At 46.0% G+C, this 19634-nt stretch carries 15 protein-coding genes and 1 riboswitch; of the genes, 4 read left to right on the top strand and 11 right to left on the bottom strand.

Annotation, left to right across the window (positions count from 1 at the left end; genetic code table 11):
• Window positions 1-98: 98 nt before the first annotated feature.
• The 4 genes from BLU98_RS04940 (at window position 99) to BLU98_RS04925 (ending at window position 8282) form a co-directional block, all read left to right on the top strand.
• A complete protein-coding gene (locus BLU98_RS04940) occupies window positions 99-1067 on the top strand; it encodes a ribonucleoside-diphosphate reductase small subunit (protein WP_026770400.1) in 969 nt (322 codons plus the stop codon).
• A gap of 184 nt (window positions 1068-1251) precedes the next feature.
• On the top strand, window positions 1252-3648 hold the full coding sequence (locus tag BLU98_RS04935; protein WP_092722617.1) for a ribonucleoside-diphosphate reductase subunit alpha: 2397 nt from the start codon (window positions 1252-1254) through the stop codon (window positions 3646-3648).
• 45 nt (window positions 3649-3693) lie between these two features.
• A riboswitch (cobalamin riboswitch) is annotated at window positions 3694-3890 on the top strand.
• A gap of 184 nt (window positions 3891-4074) precedes the next feature.
• Window positions 4075-6384, top strand: coding sequence for a 5-methyltetrahydropteroyltriglutamate--homocysteine S-methyltransferase (metE, locus tag BLU98_RS04930; protein ID WP_092722615.1), 2310 nt, complete (start codon window positions 4075-4077; stop codon window positions 6382-6384).
• Between the two features lie 65 nt (window positions 6385-6449).
• A complete protein-coding gene (locus BLU98_RS04925) occupies window positions 6450-8282 on the top strand; it encodes a UbiD family decarboxylase (protein ID WP_092722613.1) in 1833 nt (610 codons plus the stop codon).
• Here the strand turns inward: BLU98_RS04925 and BLU98_RS04920 are convergent.
• The 11 genes from BLU98_RS04920 to panD all read right to left on the bottom strand — a co-directional run bounded on the left by BLU98_RS04920 (window position 8269) and on the right by panD (window position 19632).
• Window positions 8269-9243: a c-type cytochrome gene (locus tag BLU98_RS04920; RefSeq protein ID WP_257574711.1), complete on the bottom strand. Its 975-nt coding sequence runs from the start codon at window positions 9241-9243 to the stop codon at window positions 8269-8271. The two genes, BLU98_RS04925 and BLU98_RS04920, sit on opposite strands and share 14 nt — an antisense overlap.
• Before the next feature lie 29 nt (window positions 9244-9272).
• On the bottom strand, window positions 9273-9971 hold the full coding sequence (locus BLU98_RS04915; protein WP_092722611.1) for a twin-arginine translocation signal domain-containing protein: 699 nt from the start codon (window positions 9969-9971) through the stop codon (window positions 9273-9275).
• A 210-nt stretch (window positions 9972-10181) separates the two neighbouring features.
• Window positions 10182-11705 (bottom strand): L-piperidine-6-carboxylate dehydrogenase, encoded by a 1524-nt coding sequence (gene amaB / locus BLU98_RS04910; protein WP_092722609.1) that lies wholly within the window; start codon window positions 11703-11705, stop codon window positions 10182-10184.
• A 313-nt stretch (window positions 11706-12018) separates the two neighbouring features.
• Window positions 12019-12717, bottom strand: coding sequence for a LytR/AlgR family response regulator transcription factor (locus BLU98_RS04905; RefSeq protein WP_092722607.1), 699 nt, complete (start codon window positions 12715-12717; stop codon window positions 12019-12021).
• Window positions 12717-13802 carry a sensor histidine kinase gene (locus BLU98_RS04900; protein ID WP_092722605.1) on the bottom strand — a complete coding sequence of 362 codons (1086 nt, stop codon included), beginning with the start codon at window positions 13800-13802 and terminating at the stop codon, window positions 12717-12719. Before BLU98_RS04900 ends, BLU98_RS04905 begins: the two co-directional genes overlap by 1 nt.
• Before the next feature lie 75 nt (window positions 13803-13877).
• Window positions 13878-14693, bottom strand: a complete 816-nt coding sequence (gene panB, locus BLU98_RS04895) for a 3-methyl-2-oxobutanoate hydroxymethyltransferase (protein ID WP_092722603.1) — start codon at window positions 14691-14693, stop codon at window positions 13878-13880.
• Between the two features lie 30 nt (window positions 14694-14723).
• Window positions 14724-15617, bottom strand: a complete 894-nt coding sequence (locus BLU98_RS04890; protein ID WP_092722601.1) for a Ppx/GppA phosphatase family protein — start codon at window positions 15615-15617, stop codon at window positions 14724-14726.
• Entirely contained in the window at window positions 15598-17691 is a 2094-nt protein-coding gene (ppk1, locus tag BLU98_RS04885) for a polyphosphate kinase 1 (protein ID WP_092722599.1), read from the bottom strand. The genes BLU98_RS04890 and ppk1 overlap by 20 nt, the downstream gene beginning before the upstream one ends.
• 58 nt (window positions 17692-17749) lie before the next feature.
• A complete protein-coding gene (gene rfaE2 / locus BLU98_RS04880; RefSeq protein WP_092722597.1) occupies window positions 17750-18247 on the bottom strand; it encodes a D-glycero-beta-D-manno-heptose 1-phosphate adenylyltransferase in 498 nt (165 codons plus the stop codon).
• 21 nt (window positions 18248-18268) lie between these two features.
• Window positions 18269-19285: a lysylphosphatidylglycerol synthase transmembrane domain-containing protein gene (locus tag BLU98_RS04875; protein ID WP_092722595.1), complete on the bottom strand. Its 1017-nt coding sequence runs from the start codon at window positions 19283-19285 to the stop codon at window positions 18269-18271.
• Entirely contained in the window at window positions 19285-19632 is a 348-nt protein-coding gene (gene panD / locus BLU98_RS04870) for an aspartate 1-decarboxylase (RefSeq protein WP_443667550.1), read from the bottom strand. Before panD ends, BLU98_RS04875 begins: the two co-directional genes overlap by 1 nt.
• Window positions 19633-19634 lie beyond the last annotated feature (2 nt).

The following is a 19634-nucleotide window of genomic DNA, read 5'->3' as shown; positions in this document are numbered from 1 at the left end:
TCGGGTGAAAAGCAAGACTGGTCATCAGTTGAGGAACCTTCTTCTCTTGTAATTGACCTGTCTCCCTAACCCAAGGCATCAGTAATAAAAACATTACTATGCAACAGGAAGAAATTTTATTGAAAGAAAATAAGGATCGCTTCGTGATCCTGCCCATCAATTATCCCAAAGTATGGGAACAGTATAAAAAACATGAAGCCAGTTTCTGGACCGCAGAAGAGATAGACCTGGGAGGTGACCTGAAAGACTGGCAATCGTTGAACGATGGGGAAAGACATTTCATCTCGCATGTACTGGCTTTTTTTGCTGCCAGTGATGGCATCGTGAACGAGAACCTGGCAGTGAATTTCATGAGTGAAGTCCAGTTGCCCGAGGCGCGCTGCTTCTATGGTTTCCAGATCATGATGGAAAATATCCATTCCGAAACCTATGCTTTGCTGATAGATACTTATATCAAAGATCCTGTTCAGAAAGACAAATTGTTCCATGCCATCGACACCGTTCCCGCTGTGAAGAAAAAAGCAGAATGGGCTTTGCGCTGGATAGAGAACGGAAACTTTGCAGAAAGACTGGTAGCATTTGCGGCTGTGGAAGGCATTTTCTTCAGCGGCAGTTTCTGTTCTATTTTTTGGTTGAAGAAAAGAGGATTGATGCCGGGGCTCACCTTCAGTAATGAACTGATCAGTCGCGATGAAGGACTGCATTGCGAGTTCGCCTGCTTGTTGTACAGCATGCTGCAAAACAAATTATCACAGGAACAGGTATACGAGATCATCACGGATGCAGTAAAGATTGAAAAGGAGTTCATTACCGAAGCGTTGCCGGTAGACCTCATTGGCATGAATGCGCGGTTGATGCAGCAATACATTGAATTCGTAGCAGACCGTTGGGTAGCTGAACTGGGTTATCCCAAAATATTCAATGCATCCAATCCTTTCGATTTCATGGAAATGATTTCCCTGGAAGGAAAGACCAATTTCTTTGAAAAGAGGGTGGGAGACTACCAGAAAGCAGGGGTACTCGCAGGTAAAGAAGCGCAGACATTTTCAACGGACGAAGACTTTTAGCACGTCATCCTGAGGTCGTCATCCTGAGCGAACGAAGTGAGTCGAAGGACCTGCCACACATTCGGACAGATCCCTCGGCTGCGCTCGGGATGACGATGTAAAATGCTCGGGATGACGATGTAAAATGCTCGGGATGATGATAGGGTAAACAAAACAAACAATAACTCATTAAAATCATACAGTCATGCAGGTAATCAAGAGAAACGGAAAAAGAGAGAGCGTAAAGTTCGATAAGATCACAGCGCGCATTGAAAAATTATGTTATGGCCTCGACCGCCGGTTTGTGAATGCGGTGGATGTGGCTAAGAAAGTTATTGAAGGATTGTACGATGGAGTGGCTACCACAGAACTGGATAACCTGGCAGCAGAAACGGCGGCTTCGCTTACGGTAAAGCATCCAGATTATGCATTGCTGGCCAGCCGTATTGCTGTGAGCAACCTGCATAAAAATACCACCAAGCGGTTTTCCAAAGTGATGCAGCAATTGTATGAATGCACTGATACCAAAACAGGGAAACATCTTCCGCTGCTGGCAGATGATGTGTGGCAGATCATACAGGATAACGCAGAGCTGTTGGATTCTACTATTATATACGATAGGGATTATGGTTTTGATTATTTCGGATTTAAAACACTCGAAAAATCATACCTGCTCAAGATCGATGGCAAAGTAGCTGAACGTCCGCAACAAATGTATATGCGCGTGGCCATCGGTATCCACAAAAACGATATCGAAAGCGCCATCAAAACTTATCACCTCATGAGCGAAAGATGGTTTACGCACGCTACGCCTACTTTGTTCAATGCCGGAACACCCAAACCGCAGATGAGCAGTTGTTTTCTGCTGACCGTGAAAGACGACAGCATTGAAGGTATTTACGATACCCTCAAACAAACTGCCCGTATCTCGCAAAGTGCCGGTGGCATTGGGCTGGCTATTCATGGCATACGTGCTACAGGCAGCTATATTGGTGGCACCAACGGCACCAGCAACGGCATCATTCCCATGCTGCGTGTCTTCAACGATACGGCCAGGTATGTAGACCAGGGCGGTGGCAAACGCAAAGGCGCTTTCGCCATTTACCTGGAGCCCTGGCACGCAGATGTGTTCGAGTTCCTTGATCTGCGTAAAAACCATGGGAAAGAAGAAATGCGTGCGCGCGATCTTTTCTATGCGCTGTGGATACCTGATCTGTTCATGAAACGCGTGGAGGCAGACGGAGAGTGGAGTTTATTTTGTCCGAATGAAGCACCCGGATTACATGAATGCTGGGGCGATGCGTTTGAAGAATTGTATACACGTTATGAAAAAGAGGGCAGGGCAAGAAAAACAGTGAAAGCACAGGAACTCTGGTTTGCTGTTCTCGATGCACAGATTGAAACGGGAACGCCTTACCTGTTATATAAAGATGCCGCCAACGGCAAGAGCAACCAGCAGAACCTGGGAACCATCAAGAGCTCCAATCTCTGTACCGAGATCATGGAATATACTTCACCCGAAGAAGTAGCGGTGTGTAACCTGGCTTCATTGGCATTGCCCAAATATGTGATCAACGGACAGTTCGATCACCAGAAACTGTATGAGGTTACGTATGAAGCTACCAAAAACCTCAACCGGATCATAGACTACAACTATTATCCTGTTGAAGAAGCACGTACTTCGAATCTCAAACACCGTCCCATTGGCCTCGGCGTACAGGGACTGGCCGATGTATTCATCCTGTTGCGCCTTCCTTTTGAAAGTGATGAAGCAAAACAACTCAACAAAGAAATATTTGAGACCATTTATTTTGCTGCGATGACGGCCAGTAAAGACCTGGCTAAAGTAGAAGGCCCTTATGAAACCTATGCGGGCTCACCGGTATCGAAAGGTATTTTCCAATTCGATATGTGGAATGCAGAACCCACCCTTCGTTGGGATTGGTATACACTGAAAGCTGAAGTGCTGAAATACGGTGTTCGCAATTCATTGCTGGTAGCGCCTATGCCTACGGCTTCCACTTCACAGATACTGGGCAACAATGAATGCTTTGAGCCTTATACTTCCAATATATACGTGCGGCGTGTGTTGAGCGGAGAGTTCGTAGTGGTGAACAAACACCTCCTGCACGACCTGGTGTCACTGAATCTCTGGAACGACGACATGAAGAACGAGATCATGCTGCACAACGGCTCCATACAAAAGATCAATGGTATTCCCGATGATATCAAAGAAATCTATAAAACTGTTTGGGAGATCAAACAACGAGCGGTGATCGATATGGCGGCTGACAGGGGCGCTTATATCTGCCAATCACAGTCGCTCAACTTGTTTGTAGATGCGCCCACTACAGCCAAGCTCACTTCCATGCACTTCTACGCCTGGAGAAAAGGCTTGAAAACAGGCATGTATTACTTGCGTACCAAAGCCGCTTCGCAGGCTGTACAATTCACTGTAGAAAAGCAAGGAGGCAAATCGGTAGAGCCGTTGGTAGATACACATCAATTATCGGTGGTGGAAGGCAATGCTGCTCCCAGCGATCAATTGCTGAATGGCGGAACTTGCACAATGCAGGAAGGTTGTATTACATGTAGTGCGTAGGAAAGATATATTTTCTTACCTTCGCTTCAGTTCTTTTCTAATTTCTCCTATCGAAATAGATAAAGGTTCTTTCCATTATATGGAAGGATTAAAAGGGAATCATGTTTAAATCATGAGCTGTCCCGCAACTGTAAGCAGCGAGAATGTTTTATCCAATACATGTTCATTGTTCCGTAACGAGGAATGAGAAGAACGGATAAAATGCTGTAAGCCAGGAGACCTGCCTTATCTGATTTTGACAATGCTTTCGTGGATTGAAGTAGTGTCAGGTATTGATATGATAATAGTTGTGCATGCCGGGCATTCAAGTATCCGTGGAAGCTTCTATTATCTATATCTACCCAATTACTCATATCTGCAAACAGCATTACCCGGAGGTGATTGGAAAGCGTAACATTTTGTTTCACTTTTTAAAATCAAAAGGTAATGATTACCCACAACCTGGGCTACCCGAGGATTGGTAGCCGTCGAGAACTCAAGAAGGCCTGCGAACAATACTGGTCAGGCCGGATGACTGCACACGAATTGCACCAAGTAGCAAAAAGCATTCGCCAGGAAAACTGGCAGTTGCAACAAAAAGCAGGAATAGACCTGTTGCCCTGTAATGATTTTTCATTTTACGATCATGTGTTGGATACAACACTGATGGTGGGTGCTATTCCTGAGCGGTACCATGCGCTGGCGGCTGAGCAACAGCTCACAGAAACAGATTTGATGTTTGCTATGGCGCGAGGCTATCAAAAAAATGGTTACGATATTACAGCCATGGAAATGACTAAGTGGTTTGATACCAACTACCATTATATTGTTCCCGAATTTACTGCCAACCAGCGATTCAGCTTCTTTTCCGATAAAATAATTAAAGAGTTTAATGAAGCCAAGCGGCAGGGGTTTTCCGTAAAACCGGTATTACTTGGTCCTATATCTTTTTTATTGCTGGGAAAAAAAAGGGGGAAAGACTTCCATAAACTTGACCTGATCAATAATCTACTGCCGGTTTACCTGGAAGTGTTGAAGACATTGGATAACAATGGTGTGCACTACATTCAATTCGATGAGCCATGTCTTTCTCTTGATCTTGGTGATAAGGAGCGGTCTGCTCTTGTAAAAGTGTACGATGCCATTCAGAAAGCATTCCCTTACCTGCATATTATTTTGGGGGGTTATTTTGAATGTTACGGAAATAATCTTGCAACTGTATTATCCTTGCCTATACAAACAATACATATCGATCTGATAAGATGCCCATTGCAACTAGATGATATATTAGCCACTGGCATTGCGAAAAAGAGAATCAACCTTTCGCTTGGTGTAGTGGATGGCAGGAATGTATGGAAGAATGATTTTGACGAATCATTAAAGCTGATCAATAAAGCAATGGATGCTGTTGGAAGTGAACGGGTGTGGATAGCGCCATCCTGTTCACTACTGCACGTGCCGAACGATTTGGAACTGGAAACCGACGAACAATCCTTACCATTGATGGTGAAAGACTGGATGGCTTTTGCACGACAGAAGATAGGCGAAGTGGTCTTGCTGGCAAACCTTGCTTCTGAAAGTCCATCTGATGAAGCTTTGCATCAGTTCGAACAAAACAGACAGTCTATGAATAACCGAAGAATATCTTCTTTCATTCACAAACAGAGCGTGAAGGAAAGAGCCAGATCGGTAGCGGAAAGAGATACGTACCGAGACAGCGTTTTTCAAGAAAGGAAGAAAAAACAAAACGAAGCACTACACTTGCCTTTATTCCCTACCACTACCATCGGGTCTTTTCCCCAAACTTCTGAAGTAAGAACATGGCGGTCTAAATGGAAAAAAGGAGAATTGAAAATAGAAGAATATGATGCTTTGTTGAAAGAAGCGACAAAAAATTCCATAGAGTGGCAGGAAAACATAGGCATAGATGTATTGGTACATGGCGAGTTTGAGCGAAATGATATGGTTGAGTATTTTGGAGAACAACTGGAAGGATTTGTATTTACCCAGCATGGCTGGGTACAGAGTTATGGAAGCAGGTGTGTAAAACCTCCCATTATTGTAGGCGATGTTGAACGCAAAGCACCTATGACCCTCGATTATACGCAGTATGCGCAATCCCTTACCGTGAAACCTGTAAAAGGCATGTTGACAGGTCCTGTTACTATCCTGCAATGGAGTTTCGTGAGGAACGATCAGCCTCGCAGTGAGACTTGTTTGCAGATTGCGCTGGCTGTACGGGATGAAGTGGCCGATCTTGAAAAGGCTGGTATCCAGATTATCCAAATAGATGAACCAGCTATCCGGGAAGGGTTGCCATTACGCAAAGAAAACCGGGAAGCTTATTTAGACTGGGCGATAAAAGCATTCAAAGTGTCGTCATCAGGGGTGAAAGACGAAACCCAGATACATACACACATGTGCTATGCTGAGTTCAATGACATCATAGAAAGTATTGCTAAGATGGATGCGGACGTTATTACCATTGAAACCTCTCGTTCACAAATGGAGCTATTGGATGCTTTCGCGGTATTTAACTACCCGAATGATATAGGGCCCGGTGTATATGATATCCATTCTCCCCGGGTACCTTCCAAAGAAGAAATGATACAACTCATGCAAAAAGCAATGTCAGTGATACCGCTTCAGCAGCTTTGGGTAAACCCTGATTGTGGCTTGAAGACCAGGAACTGGGATGAAACCAAATTGGCACTTCAGGAAATGGTAGAAGCAGCAAGGTATTTGAGGGCTTTGTAAAATAGACAGTGTCTGATGTGCTAATTACTAAATTGGCTACATCAGACATTCCTTACCTTTACTCCATGTACAACTCGCTGGAATCCTGTTTGTCAGATCTCGAAAAGAACGGACACCTGGTAAGGGTCAAAGAAGCAATTGATCCTTACCTTGAAATGGCGGCGGTTCATCTCCGCGTGCATGAAGCAGGAGGACCGGCTTTATTGTTTGAAAATGTAAAAGGATCACGGTTCAGGGCCGCATCTAATATTTTCGGCACGCTGGATCGAAGCAAATTTATTTTCAGGGATACGCTGGAAAAAGTGCAGCAATTGATAGCGCTCAAGAATGATCCGTTGAAAGCATTGAAACATCCTTTCAGTCATATTCAAACGGCGCTGGCGGCAGCCAAAGCTTTTCCTTTAAAGAACCCTTCTTCAAAACCTGTTTTATACGAAGAGATAAGACTATCCGATATCCCACAGGTACATCACTGGGTTAAAGATGGCGGCGCTTTCATTACACTGCCTCAAGTGTATACTGAAGATGTGGATCAGCCGGGTATCATGCAATCGAACCTGGGCATGTATCGTATTCAATTATCGGGCAATGATTATGTGCCGGATAAAGAAGCAGGACTGCATTACCAGATACACAGGGGTATTGGTGTGCACCAGGCCAAAGCCAATCAAAAAGGTATTCCTTTAAAAGTAAGTTGTTTTGTTGGCGGGCCACCTGCACATACCGTGGCAGCGGTTATGCCATTGCCCGAAGGTATCAGTGAAATGACTTTTGCAGGTGTGTTGGGCGCCCGCAGGTTCCGTTATATTTACCAGGATGGTTATTGCATCAGTACCGATGCCGATTTTGTGATCACGGGTGAAGTGTATCCCGGCGAAAACAAACCCGAAGGACCTTTTGGTGATCACCTGGGCTATTACAGCCTCACGCATCCTTTCCCGGTAATGCGTGTACACAAAGTGTATGCGAAGAAAAATGCCATCTGGCCTTTTACTGTAGTAGGAAGACCTCCGCAGGAAGACACCAGCTTCGGGCAGTTGATCCATGAGATTACAGGCAATGCCATTCCAAAAGAAATTCCCGGCGTAAAAGAAATTCATGCAGTAGATGCCGCCGGCGTACATCCTTTATTGCTGGCCATTGGCAGCGAAAGGTACACGCCTTATATGCCCGTGAAACAACCGGCAGAACTGCTCACCATTGCCAATCATATACTGGGAACAGGCCAGCTCAGTCTCGCCAAGTTCCTGTTCATCGTAGCAGATGATACAGGTCATTGCAGCACACATAAGGTAAGGGATTTTATGATGTATTTGTTGGAACGGATAGACCTTACACGCGACGTGCATTTTCATACCAATACCACCATCGACACACTGGATTATTCCGGAACGAGCCTTAATACCGGCAGTAAAGTGGTGCTGGCTGCTTGTGGCGAGATCAAACGAATACTTGATACAACCGTACCAACCCCATTAAAAGACATCCACATATTTTCACATCCTGAAATGGCTATGCCCGGCGTTCTTTGCCTGCAAGCCAAACCTTTTGTTGATTATGAAACGACGCAACAGGAAATAGAAATATTGAACCAGCAGTTGCAATTGCATGTAGACGAACTGAATGGTGTACCCATTATTGTATTGTGTGATGATGCAGCGTTCACAGCAGCTTCCATGCACAATTATCTTTGGGTCACTTTCACCCGCTGTAATCCATCGCACGATATTTATGGCATCGCCTCATTTACTGTGCATAAACATTGGGGATGTAAAGGACCGCTGGTGATCGACGCGCGTATCAAGCCGCATCACGCACCACCACTCGAAAAAGATCCGGCTACCGAAAAAGCAATTGACAGGTTCTTTGCAAAAGGTGGAAGCCTCAATGGATATTAAGCTTTTGTTCTTGTTGAATGGGACCGAAGGGCCCGTATTTATGCTGCTGCTGACTGAAGGTGTCGGCATAAGGACCAAAAGGATGATCGATGGGCTTTGATGCGATCACAGGCCAGTCTTTGACGAAATGCACTACAGGTCTCGGTTGCGAATTAACGAATGCCGCTACATCCCAGGCTTCCTCATCTTTCAACTCCGCACTCTGGTAATTGATACCGAAAGGCATATTATCCTTCGCATACCCTGCAAAGGACGAAAGCCGGTAAAGACCTGCGGCCGTATTGTAGCTATGCGGCCCCCAAAGCGGGGGGTATACATACATAGACTGATCAGGTTGCATGATACCTTGTCCATCGGCCCCATGACAACGCTGGCATTTGGTTTCGTACACCTGTTTCCCTTTTTGCGGATCCGCGGCGCGGTTGAGATAGGCCAGTTTTTTGATGCCGCTGCCTGCAGGTGTTTTTCCTTTTGGTACGTCACGTCCCAGCCATTGCATGTAAGCGAGTATGGCTTTCATTTCGCGACCGGTACTATCCAACGGTTTTCCGTTGAGGCTCCTTGATAAGCAATCGTTCACGCGCTTTACCATGGTTTCCATACTACCACTCCTGGCCCTGAACCTGGGGTAAGTGGAATATACGCCACTATAATTGTTGCCCCATGGTTTGGTACCCGCATCGAGATGGCAATTCTGGCAATTCATACCGTTGGTTTGTTGACGGATACTTCCTTTAGGGCCAAGGTAGGTAGCAGTATGCGCAATCAACTCCCTGCCATACCGGATCATATCGCCTTCGGGTGAATGGGGAATAGTACTGGTATCAGGAGCCTGCCATACGGCGGCGTCCTTTGTTTTTGCTTGAACAGGAGTTGGCGGTTCTTGCTTGTTGTTACGGCAGGAAAACATCACTACACTTGCCAATACAAGCGTAGTGATGTGGGATCTAAAAAAATGCATAAGCGTAATTCGATTCTTAGCCGGCAAAGCTATCCTACAAAACAATAAGCGCAACCATGTTCCTGCGCGCGGCCTACAGCCCACACGCCGGAAGGCATGGGTTGAATGCCGGGGAGCAGTCCGGACATCCAGTCTTTTTTAATTTCAGCAGGATCTTTGCTCATTCCCTGCGCCATAGCAGCGCTGTATACAGTCATGGCCATATCGCAAACGCCAAACATTACACCGCTTTCCTGTAATTGGTCGATGCCAATATCTACGCTGCCTATGCCCGGCACTTTATAATCTCCCGGCTGGGGTTTCCAGAAGGGGTTGCGAACAGCAGGTGCTTTTGTTTTGGGGTCGTCTACTTTGAACATTTCCCCGAACTTATATTGTTCCCAGATGCGGTCTTCAAAAGCATAGGGAATGCCGGAGTGTCGAAGGATCACCACTACGTTGTTTTCTTTTTCCGGTGTACCGGTGGCCTGGTTGGTGAGCAGAAAGACCCTGGGCCATGCAAAGGGGAAAATTTCATGTGGAGCAGGTACGTCGAAAACGATCTTGTGTTTGCCTTTGAGCTTGCTGAACCATTCATCGGCTTCGCCGATCATTTCATTGTGGGTAGGGCTGGCAGCAGCGGCAAATGGAGTCACCAAAGAGCCAATGCCCATCGCAGCAGCGCTCGTGGCAATAGCTCCGATAAAGTTCCTTCGATCTGTACCCTGGGTAACAGTCTTGTTTTTCATAAAAAGAAAGGTTTAGTTAGCAATGAAAATGAACAGAAGCTGACACGTCGTTAAACCTTTTGTTGATGCTGAAAACACTTATGGGGGGAGATGGAAAACCTGCTTCACAAACGATTCACGCTTGTCAGATTTGCTTACTAACATAAGGTGTTTTTTCCTGACTTGCAATAGGCTGTCAGGGAAAAAAGCAAATTAAATGAAAGATTAATCTCAGAGATCAAACCGGATGCCCTGCGCCAGCGGCAGTTGAGTACTCCAGTTGATGGTGTTGGTTTGCCTGCGCATATAAGCTTTCCAGGCGTCGCTGCCACTCTCGCGGCCTCCGCCTGTTTCTTTTTCCCCGCCGAAAGCGCCGCCGATCTCTGCTCCGCTGGTGCCGATGTTGATATTGGCAATACCACAGTCGCTACCCGCATGTGAAAGGAATTGCTCCGCCTCGCGCATATTCAGCGTCATGATGGCCGAGGAGAGACCTTGCGGAACGCCGTTTTGCAAGGCAATGGCTTCATCGATGGTGCGGTATTGCATCAGGTATAAAATAGGAGCGAAGGTTTCGTGCTGTACAATGGGGAAATCATTGGAAGCCTCGGCAATACAGGGTTTTACATAGCAGCCGCTTTCATAACCTGGGCCTGAAAGTACACCGCCCTCCACTACAAAACGGGCGCCTTGTTCGCGCGCCTGCTCAATGGACTGAAGATAAAGTGCTACTGCATCCTTATCAATCAATGGGCCTACATGGTTTGCGGTATCGAGCGGGTTACCAATGCGCAACTGCCCGTAAGCTTTCACCAGTTTTTGTTTGAAATTTTCATACACAGTTTCATGTATGATGAGGCGGCGGGTAGTAGTGCAACGCTGGCCGGCCGTACCCACAGCACCAAACAAAGCGCCCAATAATGCCATGTCAAGATCGGCATCTTTAGATATGATGATGGCATTGTTACCGCCCAGTTCCAATATGCTCCTGCCCAGTCTTGCTGCCACAGCAACATTCAATGCTTTACCCATACGGGTGGAGCCGGTGGCCGATACCAATGGTATGCGTGTATCATGACTGATCCATTCTCCCACATTCCTGCCTCCCTGCACCAGGCAGTTAACGCCTTCGGGTACCTGGTTCTTTTTGAAAACAGTTGCTACGATGTGTTGTACGGCAATACCACATAGCGGTGTTTTCTCGCTGGGCTTCCATACGGTAGTGTTGCCGCAAACCCATGCCAGTGCTGCGTTCCAGCTCCATACCGCTACCGGGAAATTGAAGGCTGAAATGATACCGGTTACACCCAGCGGATGCCACTGTTCGTACATCCTGTGCAAAGGGCGCTCGCTGTGCATGGTAAGACCATATAATTGACGGGAAAGTCCCACTGCGAAATCACATATATCAATCATTTCCTGTACTTCGCCATATCCTTCCTGGAGACTTTTCCCCATTTCATAACTCACCAGCTTACCCAGCGGTTCTTTGAAAGTACGGAGTGCTTCTCCTACCTGGCGAACCACTTCGCCCCGTTTGGGCGCCGGCCACATGCGCCATTCATGGAAAGCCTTTACAGCTTTATCAATTACCTGATTATAAGTATGTTCATCAGCGGCAGTAACACTGCCGGTTTTAAGACCATCTACGGGAGAATAGGAATCGATGCGTTCGCCTTTGCTTTTGAGCCATTCTGAACCTGTTGAAACACCTGCATTTGCTGGTTGTATGCTCAATTTTTCGAGAAAATCCATAACCTGTATTTAAATAAAATTAGTCAATTCGGCAATTTGACAATTCGATAATGTGGGAAAGGGTCGAGAAATTTATTCTGATATTGCTAAGCAGACAGGGAACCACAGCAATACTTGATTGCATTGTCAAATTGACGAATTGGCTAATTGACAAATTTAAAAAAGGTACCACATCCGTTGAGAACAACCTGTGATACCTTTTTATTATCTAAAACCCTGCATGAAACGCTTATTCAGCATTTTCAATGTAAAATTAAAGATTGATTAAAAGCGTACAAATCAATTAGGTGAGAATGGCGATTTTGTCGGGGAATCACTTGTTTTTGGAAATCATTAACAATTGGTCGTAGACCTGGCTGTAACTACTGCCGATGGGGATCTCTTTTCCGGCGATCCAGAGCTTGGTTTTGCTGAATTTTTCTATCCTGGCCAGGGGTACGATGAAAGACCGGTGTACCCTTACAAAATCCCTGGCTGGCAATTTTTCCTGGATGCTTTTGAGGGTCATGAGTGTTAATACGGGATTGGGTTTGATATAGATCTTGATGTAATCGTCCAGCGCTTCCACCAACTCAATGTCTTTGAGGTTGATCTTCATGATCTCATAGTTCACTTTCACAAAAATCGAATTGAGCTGCAACTCCTGTGAACTGAGGAATTCCAGGTATTCTTTGGCTTTGTAGGCGGCTTTTAGAAAACGGTCGTATTCAAAGGGTTTGAGCAGGTAATCTACCGCATCCACGTTGAAGCCTTCCACGGCAAAATCTTTATAAGCAGTGGTAAAGATTACCAGTGGCTTCTGCTTAAGCCCTTTGTAAAACTGGATACCGTTGATGTCGGGCATCTGGATATCCAGGAAGACCAGGTCAACCGGGTTCTGGTTCAGGTATGCTTTTGCTTCATCTGTATTAGTGAAGACTTTTTCCAGTCCAAGGAAAGCGATCTTGCCGCAATATTCATTGATCAGTTGCAGGGCAAGGGGCTCGTCGTCTATGGCTATGCAGCGTATCATCAGGTAGTAATTTCCAGGTGAACGGTATAATAACGGTTTTCTTCTTTGGTAACCAGTATGTGCTTGCCGGGATACATCAGCTCCAACCGGCGTTTAACATTATTGATACCTATACCTGTGTTCTCGGTGAGGTTGTTCTCCGATGAAACGATATAGTTGACGCAGGTAAAAAATATCTTCTTTTCTTCCGTATGGATACGGATATCAATAGAAGAAGTTTCTTTTGTACTCACCCCGTATTTAAACGCATTCTCTACAAACGGGATAAAAACCAGCGGTGCTATCAACATATCATCTATTGATCCTTCTACGGCAAAATCCAGTTTTACCTTATCTGTCAACCTCACCTGTTGTAACTCAATAAAGTTATGTATAAAATCCACTTCATTGTGCAGCGGAACCAGGTCCCTTTCAGTTTCGGTAAGGATATACCGCATAATGGAGGAAAGCTTCATCACTGCAGGAGCGGTCCTTTCACTGCGCACTACTGCCAGTGAATAGATATTGTTGAGTGTGTTGAAGAAGAAGTGGGGATTTACCTGTGATTTCAGGAAAGACAACTCAGTATTGAGTTTTTCGTTTTCTGTTTCTTTACGTGTTTGTTCTGTTTTGAGCCATCGTTGGGTGATAGAAATGCAGGTTCCGAAAGCAAACACGAGGAGGAAAAGAACCGTATTGTAGGGATCGGCAGCAGTGCGGGGGCGCCAACGTGGTGGCCTTGTCATCCTGGGTGTTCCGGTAAAAGCAGGATTTCTTACAAAAGCATTGTTCTGATAAATGTATTCCGGTTGTACGAACAATGTAGCAATGGCGCGTGGAGCATACAGGAATACAGCCAGGCAGACTGCAACGGAAAGAATATACCACAACCACCGCTCATGGACCATCAACCTGGGAATGAGTACGAGGGTATTGAGGTAATAAAAGAAAACCAGGAAAATGTTGTTACAAATGATGGTTGCCAGCATGTGCTCGCTCATACTGAATTCGCGCAGTCGCGGAAAAAAAACCAGGTAGGGTAAAAAGAAAAAGCAGACCCAGGCAGCAACATGGGAGAGGGCAGTGACTATTTTCTTGTTGTTCATTATTTCAAATCTATTGCGACTGTCATGGAGCAAAAAAGAATTTGGGCGAAATATCGGCTGCGATCGGTGAAATACTCAGTACGATTCACTTTCAGAAGGAAAGCTGCCCGACTTGATGTCCCCGATATATTGTTTTACCGCTCCCGTTACCTGTTCCTGGAGGTTCAGGTATTGTCGTAAAAAACGTGGTTTGAATTCATTGTTGATGCCCAGCATATCATGCATTACCAGCACCTGCCCGTTACAATGCGAACCCGCACCAATGCCAATGGTGGGTATGGAAAGGCTTTCACTCACTTCTTTGGCCAGTGAAGCAGGTATTTTCTCCAACACAATAGCATAGCAACCTGCTTCCTGCAACAACTGTGCGTCGCGCTTGAGCTTTTCGGCTTCCAGCTCTTCTTTGGCTCTTACGGCATAGGTACCGAATTTATAAATGGACTGCGGTGTCAATCCCAGGTGCCCCATCACAGGTATGCCCGCCGATACAATCCGCCGGATGCTGTCCACCACTTCTTCTCCGCCTTCCAGCTTGATGGTATGCGCACCACTCTCTTTCATGATACGGATAGCGGAAGCCAGCGCTATGTCTGAATTGGACTGGTAAGAACCAAAAGGCATATCCACTGCCACCAAGGCCCTGGAAATGCCGCGTACCACGCATTGGGCATGATAGATCATCTGCTCGAGCGTAATGGGTACGGTGGTCTCATGACCAGCCATCACATTACTGGCACTATCACCCACCAGTACAACATCGATGCCTGCGGCATCGAACAGCCTGGCGAAAGAAAAATCATAGGCCGTGATCATGGAAATATTTTCCCCGCTTGCTTTCATCCTGAGCAGGGTATGGGTGGTGACTTTTTTGATTTCCTTGTTTACAGACATAGCAACAGAGTTGGTTACATTCAGTGCAAATTACAGAACTTTATTGGCTTCCAGTTCGGAATACAAGTGTTGTATGAGCCCGTCGGCAAGACCTATTTTGGGTACGAATATTTCTTCGGTCTCTGCCCAGCGCATCACATTGATGTATATCTGCAGGGCAGGTACGATCACATCGGCCCGGTCGGCCCGCAGCTTGTATATGTTGATGCGTTCTTCAACAGAAAAGTTGGAGATTTCCTTGTAATAATCTTTCAGCAGATCAAGGCTCAGTGGCTTGCCGTCTTTTTTCTTACTCAGTGAAAACACTTTGTTGATATTGCCGCCTGTACCAATGGCTGTGATCTTTTTATAATTGCGGGTTCTGGTTTTGATCACATCCTTCATTTGATTCCACTTTTCGTCATCTACCATATCTTTCAGTAACCGGATAGTGCCAATGTTGAAAGATTCTTTGAACACCAGCTTGCCATCGGCAAAAAAAGTCAGTTCCGTACTGCCACCGCCCACATCTATGTAAAGATAACTGTGGTCGGTATCCATGTTTTCGGCAATATGGTTTTCGTAAATGATGGACGCTTCCAGTTCTCCGCTGATGATCTCTATGGAAATACCTGTTTCAAGTTTGATCTTGCGGATCAGGTCCTCGCTGTTGCGTGCATCGCGCATAGCGCTGGTGGCGCAAGCAATGATGTGGTCAACGCCATAGGCATTCATAAGGTGGCTATAGGCTTTCATGGTTTGCAATACCATGCCTCTTTTTTCCTTGGATATTTCTCCTTTCTCAAACACGTCGAATCCCAGGCGCAAAGGCACACGCACCAGGTTCAGTTTGTTGAACAGGGGCTTGCCGGTTATATCATGACCCACTTCTGCAATCAATAATCGCGCGGCATTACTTCCGATATCAATGGCTGCCAGTCTCACTATGCACCGTGTTTTGCTTGTACAGATAATGATAGGTCTCTATCTGCGAACGTATCAATTTTTTGCCTTCGGAAGGTACATAGTTGTTGGATAATTCGTGGTTCAGGATCCGCGCTTTCACGTTGTCTCTTAATTGAATGTGGATAATATCTTTCAATTCTTTACGTATGCCCGGGTCTGTCACGGGCACCGCGGCTTCCACCCGGTGATCCAGGTTCCGTACCATCCAGTCGGCGCTTGAAATAAATATTTTTTCTTTCCCATTGTTATGGAAGATCATCACCCGTGCATGTTCCAGGTATTCATCCACGATACTGATAGCTGTTACATGCTGGCGGATCTTTTTCTGATCGGTCATGGCACAGCAGATACTTCGTACAATGAGGTTGATTGTTACACCCGCTGCCGCAGCCTGGTATAATTTTTCGATCAGCATCGTATCGCTTAGTGAATTGAGTTTGAGGATGATCGAAGCTTCTCTGCCGGCCTTCGCGTGCCTGATCTCGTTCTGGATGAGGGCAAGGAGTTGTTTGCGCATGATGGTCGGACAAACCATCAGTGTTTTGCAAAGTTTGAGTTGGTGTGGCCCCTGTGTCCAGTTAGCCAGGTAATGAAAGATACGGTTGATGTCGGCCATGATATTCCGGTTGGCTGTTAACAGGCAATGGTCGCCGTACACATGCGCTGTTTTTTCATTGAGGTTACCGGTGCTCACAAAGCCATACTGCACGGTTTTGTTGCCTTTCCTTTTTTTGATGATGCAGAGCTTGGCATGTACTTTCATCCGTGGCACACCTAATAACACTTTTACGCCTTCTTCTTCCAGTATGGCTTTCCATTCCAGGTTAGCTTCTTCATCGAACCGGGCTTTGAGTTCTAACATCACCACAACTTCCTTGCCATTTCTCGCCGCATTGATCAGTGCATTGATCACTTTGGAATTGGAAGCGAGGCGGTAAGCAGTGATCTTAATGGATTTTACATCGGGGTCCATGGCCGCTTCCCGCAACAGGTCGATCAGCGGATCGAAAGAGTGATAAGGAAAATGTAGCATCACATCTTTTTGAATAATCACATCTGTTACGCGCAGACTGCTTCTCAGCGCATGATGGGTGAAAGGGCTGCGACGCAGGCTTTTATGATTGAAAATATCCGGGAAATCCATAAAATGCCTGAAATTATGGATACGCCCGCCTGGAATGATATTACTTTTGCGCGTGAGGTTCAGGCGGTGGGTGAGGTATTCTAATAATCCTGTGTCCATTTCTTTGTCGTACACGAAACGAACCGGCTTCCCTTTACGCCTGTTCTTAAGTCCCTTTTCCATTTTCTCCACAAACGTAGTGCTCACATCACTATCCAGGTCTATCTCTGCGTCTTTGGTTACTTTGAAAATATGGGCGTCGAAAGTATCGTATTCGAAATAAGAGAAGATATGCGGCAGGTTGAAACGCACTACATCCTCCAGCAGGATGATGTAGTGTTCGCCGGGTTTGGAAGGCAGCAAAATAAACCGGCCGATGGCCGTAACAGGCACTTCGATCAGCGCATATTTCTGGTCGTAGGCAGAAGTCTTTTTATGCATGACCACACCCAGGTAAATACTTTTATCCCGCAGGTAGGGTAGGCTGGGCAAGGTTTCGATCATCAGCGGGATGATGTTGGAACGAACTTCCTCGTCGAAGTATTTCCTTACGAAAGCCTGTTGTTCGCGGTTGAGGTGCTTTTCATCAATCAGGAAAATCTTTTCTTTTTTCAGCTCTTTTAATATGCCTTCCCAGATGCGGTTGAATTCATTCTGTTGCTTCAGCACAATGATCTGTATCTGGTCCAGGATGAACTGCGGGTTTTCTTCCATGTGCATGTTGAGTTTTTTTCTCTTTTCAGAAAACTCGAGCATGCGCTTGAGGGTGGCTACCCGCACACGGAAAAACTCATCCAGGTTATTGGAGAAGATACCTAAGAACCTGATCCTTTCTTTGAGGGGAACCGAGGGGTCGTTTGCTTCCTGTAAAACCCTTGCATTAAAACTTAACCAGCTGATGTCTCTTTGAATGAGTTTTTTTTTCAACATACCTTTCCGATCTATTCTATTCAAATATAGAAAAGATCAATGTCTGTTGGCGTTAAGTTTATGAATAAGATGATTTGATCTGCCGGATGATACCGGTAGTAGAGAAGCCTTCCACGATCGGGTTGATTACTACCTTTCCTCCATTGGCCAGTACTTCTTTGCTGCCTACGATCTGTTCCACTGTATAATCGCCCCCTTTTACCAGTACATCGGGCAGGAGAGCGCTGATCAGTTGCAGTGGGGTATCTTCATCAAAGACCACCACTGCGTCTACCACTACCAGGTTGGCCAGTATCGTGGCGCGACTGTGTTCGTGGTTCACAGGCCTGTCAGGACCTTTCAGGGCTTTTACACTCCGGTCGCTGTTTACGCCCACTACAAGGTAATCTGCTTCTTTTGCTGCTTGTGATAAAGAAAAGATATGTCCTTCATGTAAGATATCGAAACAGCCATTGGTGAACGCAATGGTCTTGCCCAATATGCGCCATGAAGCGGCTCTCGCCAGTAGTTGCGGAAGCGTTACAATTTTATGGGCGATGGCGTCGATGGCTTTCATAATAGATTATAAAGTATGAAACTAAAGAGAAACCGGTACTTCTTTCTTTTTATTGTAAACAGGTAAGAGGAGCAGGCTTAGGGCGCCAACAATGACTACGATGATGAACTGCGCGAACCATTGCAGGGTGCCATTGGCAAAACCCGTTTCAAAAGGAATATCATTTTGCTCCAGCACTTTTGCAATAAAATAAGCATAAGCGCCGATTCCACCGGGTGTTACGATCATGCCAATACTGCCAAAAGCCAGGGCCGCCACTGCATGCTGGAGGCCCAGGTGCGAAGTGCCCGAAGTGGCCAGCAAACCTATCCAGGTGCCGAAAATATATAGTCCCCATATCCCCACCGAATACAAAATAAACGCTCTTTTATTCTTGAGCTTGCCAATGCTGCTCAACCCTTCCCAGATACCTTTCAGGATTTTTTTAGCGAGGATCACCACTTTCAGATGCGAGAACTGCCTGAACCATATCCGGATGGCCAGTAAGATCAGCAGCAAAACAATCAGTGCAATAATGATTCGCAACGGGGAAAAGCTGCCACGCTTATTTTCAAACAATTGCCTGAACAGTTCTGTTCCGTAAGCGCCCAGCACATCGAACTGCGTGATAAGGGCCAGAAAGAATACAATGCCCAATGAGATCACATCCACCGCTCTTTCGGCCACGATGGTGCCCACGAGTTTCTCTGCCGGCACTTTTTCATAGCGGGCCAGTATGGTACATTTCAACACTTCTCCCAAACGGGGAACAGCCAGGTTGGCCAGATAACCGATCATCACAGCAAAAAAAGTATTGGTGATATGCGGTTTATAACCCATGGGTTGCATGAGGATGTTCCACCGCAGAGCCCTTAACAGGTGACTGAGCGCCAGTACCACAAATACAGGGATCACCAGCCAGTAATTGGCCGTTGCTAAATCTTTTTTAAAATCGCCCCATTTCTCTTTGGGTATCTGGTGCAGGCTCCACCAGACCAGGAAAATGCCCAATCCCAGGAAAAAAAGATATTTCAATATGGAGATGAAGCGTTTATTCATCAGAGTTTATTCCCTTCTTTTGGAAAGACCACCGCAGGCTGGAATTTTTTTGCTTCTTCAAAATCCATGATGGCATAAGCAATGATCACCACCAGGTCGCCAACGGCTCCGCGGCGGGCAGCCGGACCGTTCAGGCAAACAACACCACTGCCGCGTTTGCCTTTAATAAGGTAAGTTTCGAGACGTTCGCCATTATTAACATTGACTACCTGCACTTTTTCATTTTCGATCAGGTTGGCCGCATCCATCAGGTCTTCATCGAGCGTCAGGCTGCCTACATAATGCAGGTTGGCTTCTGTAATAACGGCACGATGGATCTTCGATTTCAATATTTCTATTTGCATCATGG

It is taken from the genome of Hydrobacter penzbergensis, from assembly GCF_900106985.1.
Classification (GTDB): Bacteria; Bacteroidota; Bacteroidia; order Chitinophagales; family Chitinophagaceae; genus Sediminibacterium; species Sediminibacterium magnilacihabitans.
This window is presented reverse-complemented; position numbering and strand designations above follow the sequence as displayed.

Coding starts and splice junctions, on each gene's coding strand:
- panD (WP_443667550.1), bottom strand. CDS start 19,632: ATGATGCAAATAGAAATATTGAAATCGAAGATCCATCGTGCCGTTATT.
- BLU98_RS04875 (WP_092722595.1), bottom strand. CDS start 19,285: ATGAATAAACGCTTCATCTCCATATTGAAATATCTTTTTTTCCTGGGA.
- BLU98_RS04940 (WP_026770400.1), top strand. CDS start 99: ATGCAACAGGAAGAAATTTTATTGAAAGAAAATAAGGATCGCTTCGTG.
- BLU98_RS04915 (WP_092722611.1), bottom strand. CDS start 9,971: ATGAAAAACAAGACTGTTACCCAGGGTACAGATCGAAGGAACTTTATC.
- BLU98_RS04925 (WP_092722613.1), top strand. CDS start 6,450: ATGTACAACTCGCTGGAATCCTGTTTGTCAGATCTCGAAAAGAACGGA.
- rfaE2 (WP_092722597.1), bottom strand. CDS start 18,247: ATGAAAGCCATCGACGCCATCGCCCATAAAATTGTAACGCTTCCGCAA.
- BLU98_RS04920 (WP_257574711.1), bottom strand. CDS start 9,243: ATGCATTTTTTTAGATCCCACATCACTACGCTTGTATTGGCAAGTGTA.
- ppk1 (WP_092722599.1), bottom strand. CDS start 17,691: ATGTTGAAAAAAAAACTCATTCAAAGAGACATCAGCTGGTTAAGTTTT.
- panB (WP_092722603.1), bottom strand. CDS start 14,693: ATGTCTGTAAACAAGGAAATCAAAAAAGTCACCACCCATACCCTGCTC.
- BLU98_RS04900 (WP_092722605.1), bottom strand. CDS start 13,802: ATGAACAACAAGAAAATAGTCACTGCCCTCTCCCATGTTGCTGCCTGG.
- metE (WP_092722615.1), top strand. CDS start 4,075: ATGATTACCCACAACCTGGGCTACCCGAGGATTGGTAGCCGTCGAGAA.
- BLU98_RS04935 (WP_092722617.1), top strand. CDS start 1,252: ATGCAGGTAATCAAGAGAAACGGAAAAAGAGAGAGCGTAAAGTTCGAT.
- amaB (WP_092722609.1), bottom strand. CDS start 11,705: ATGGATTTTCTCGAAAAATTGAGCATACAACCAGCAAATGCAGGTGTT.
- BLU98_RS04905 (WP_092722607.1), bottom strand. CDS start 12,717: ATGATACGCTGCATAGCCATAGACGACGAGCCCCTTGCCCTGCAACTG.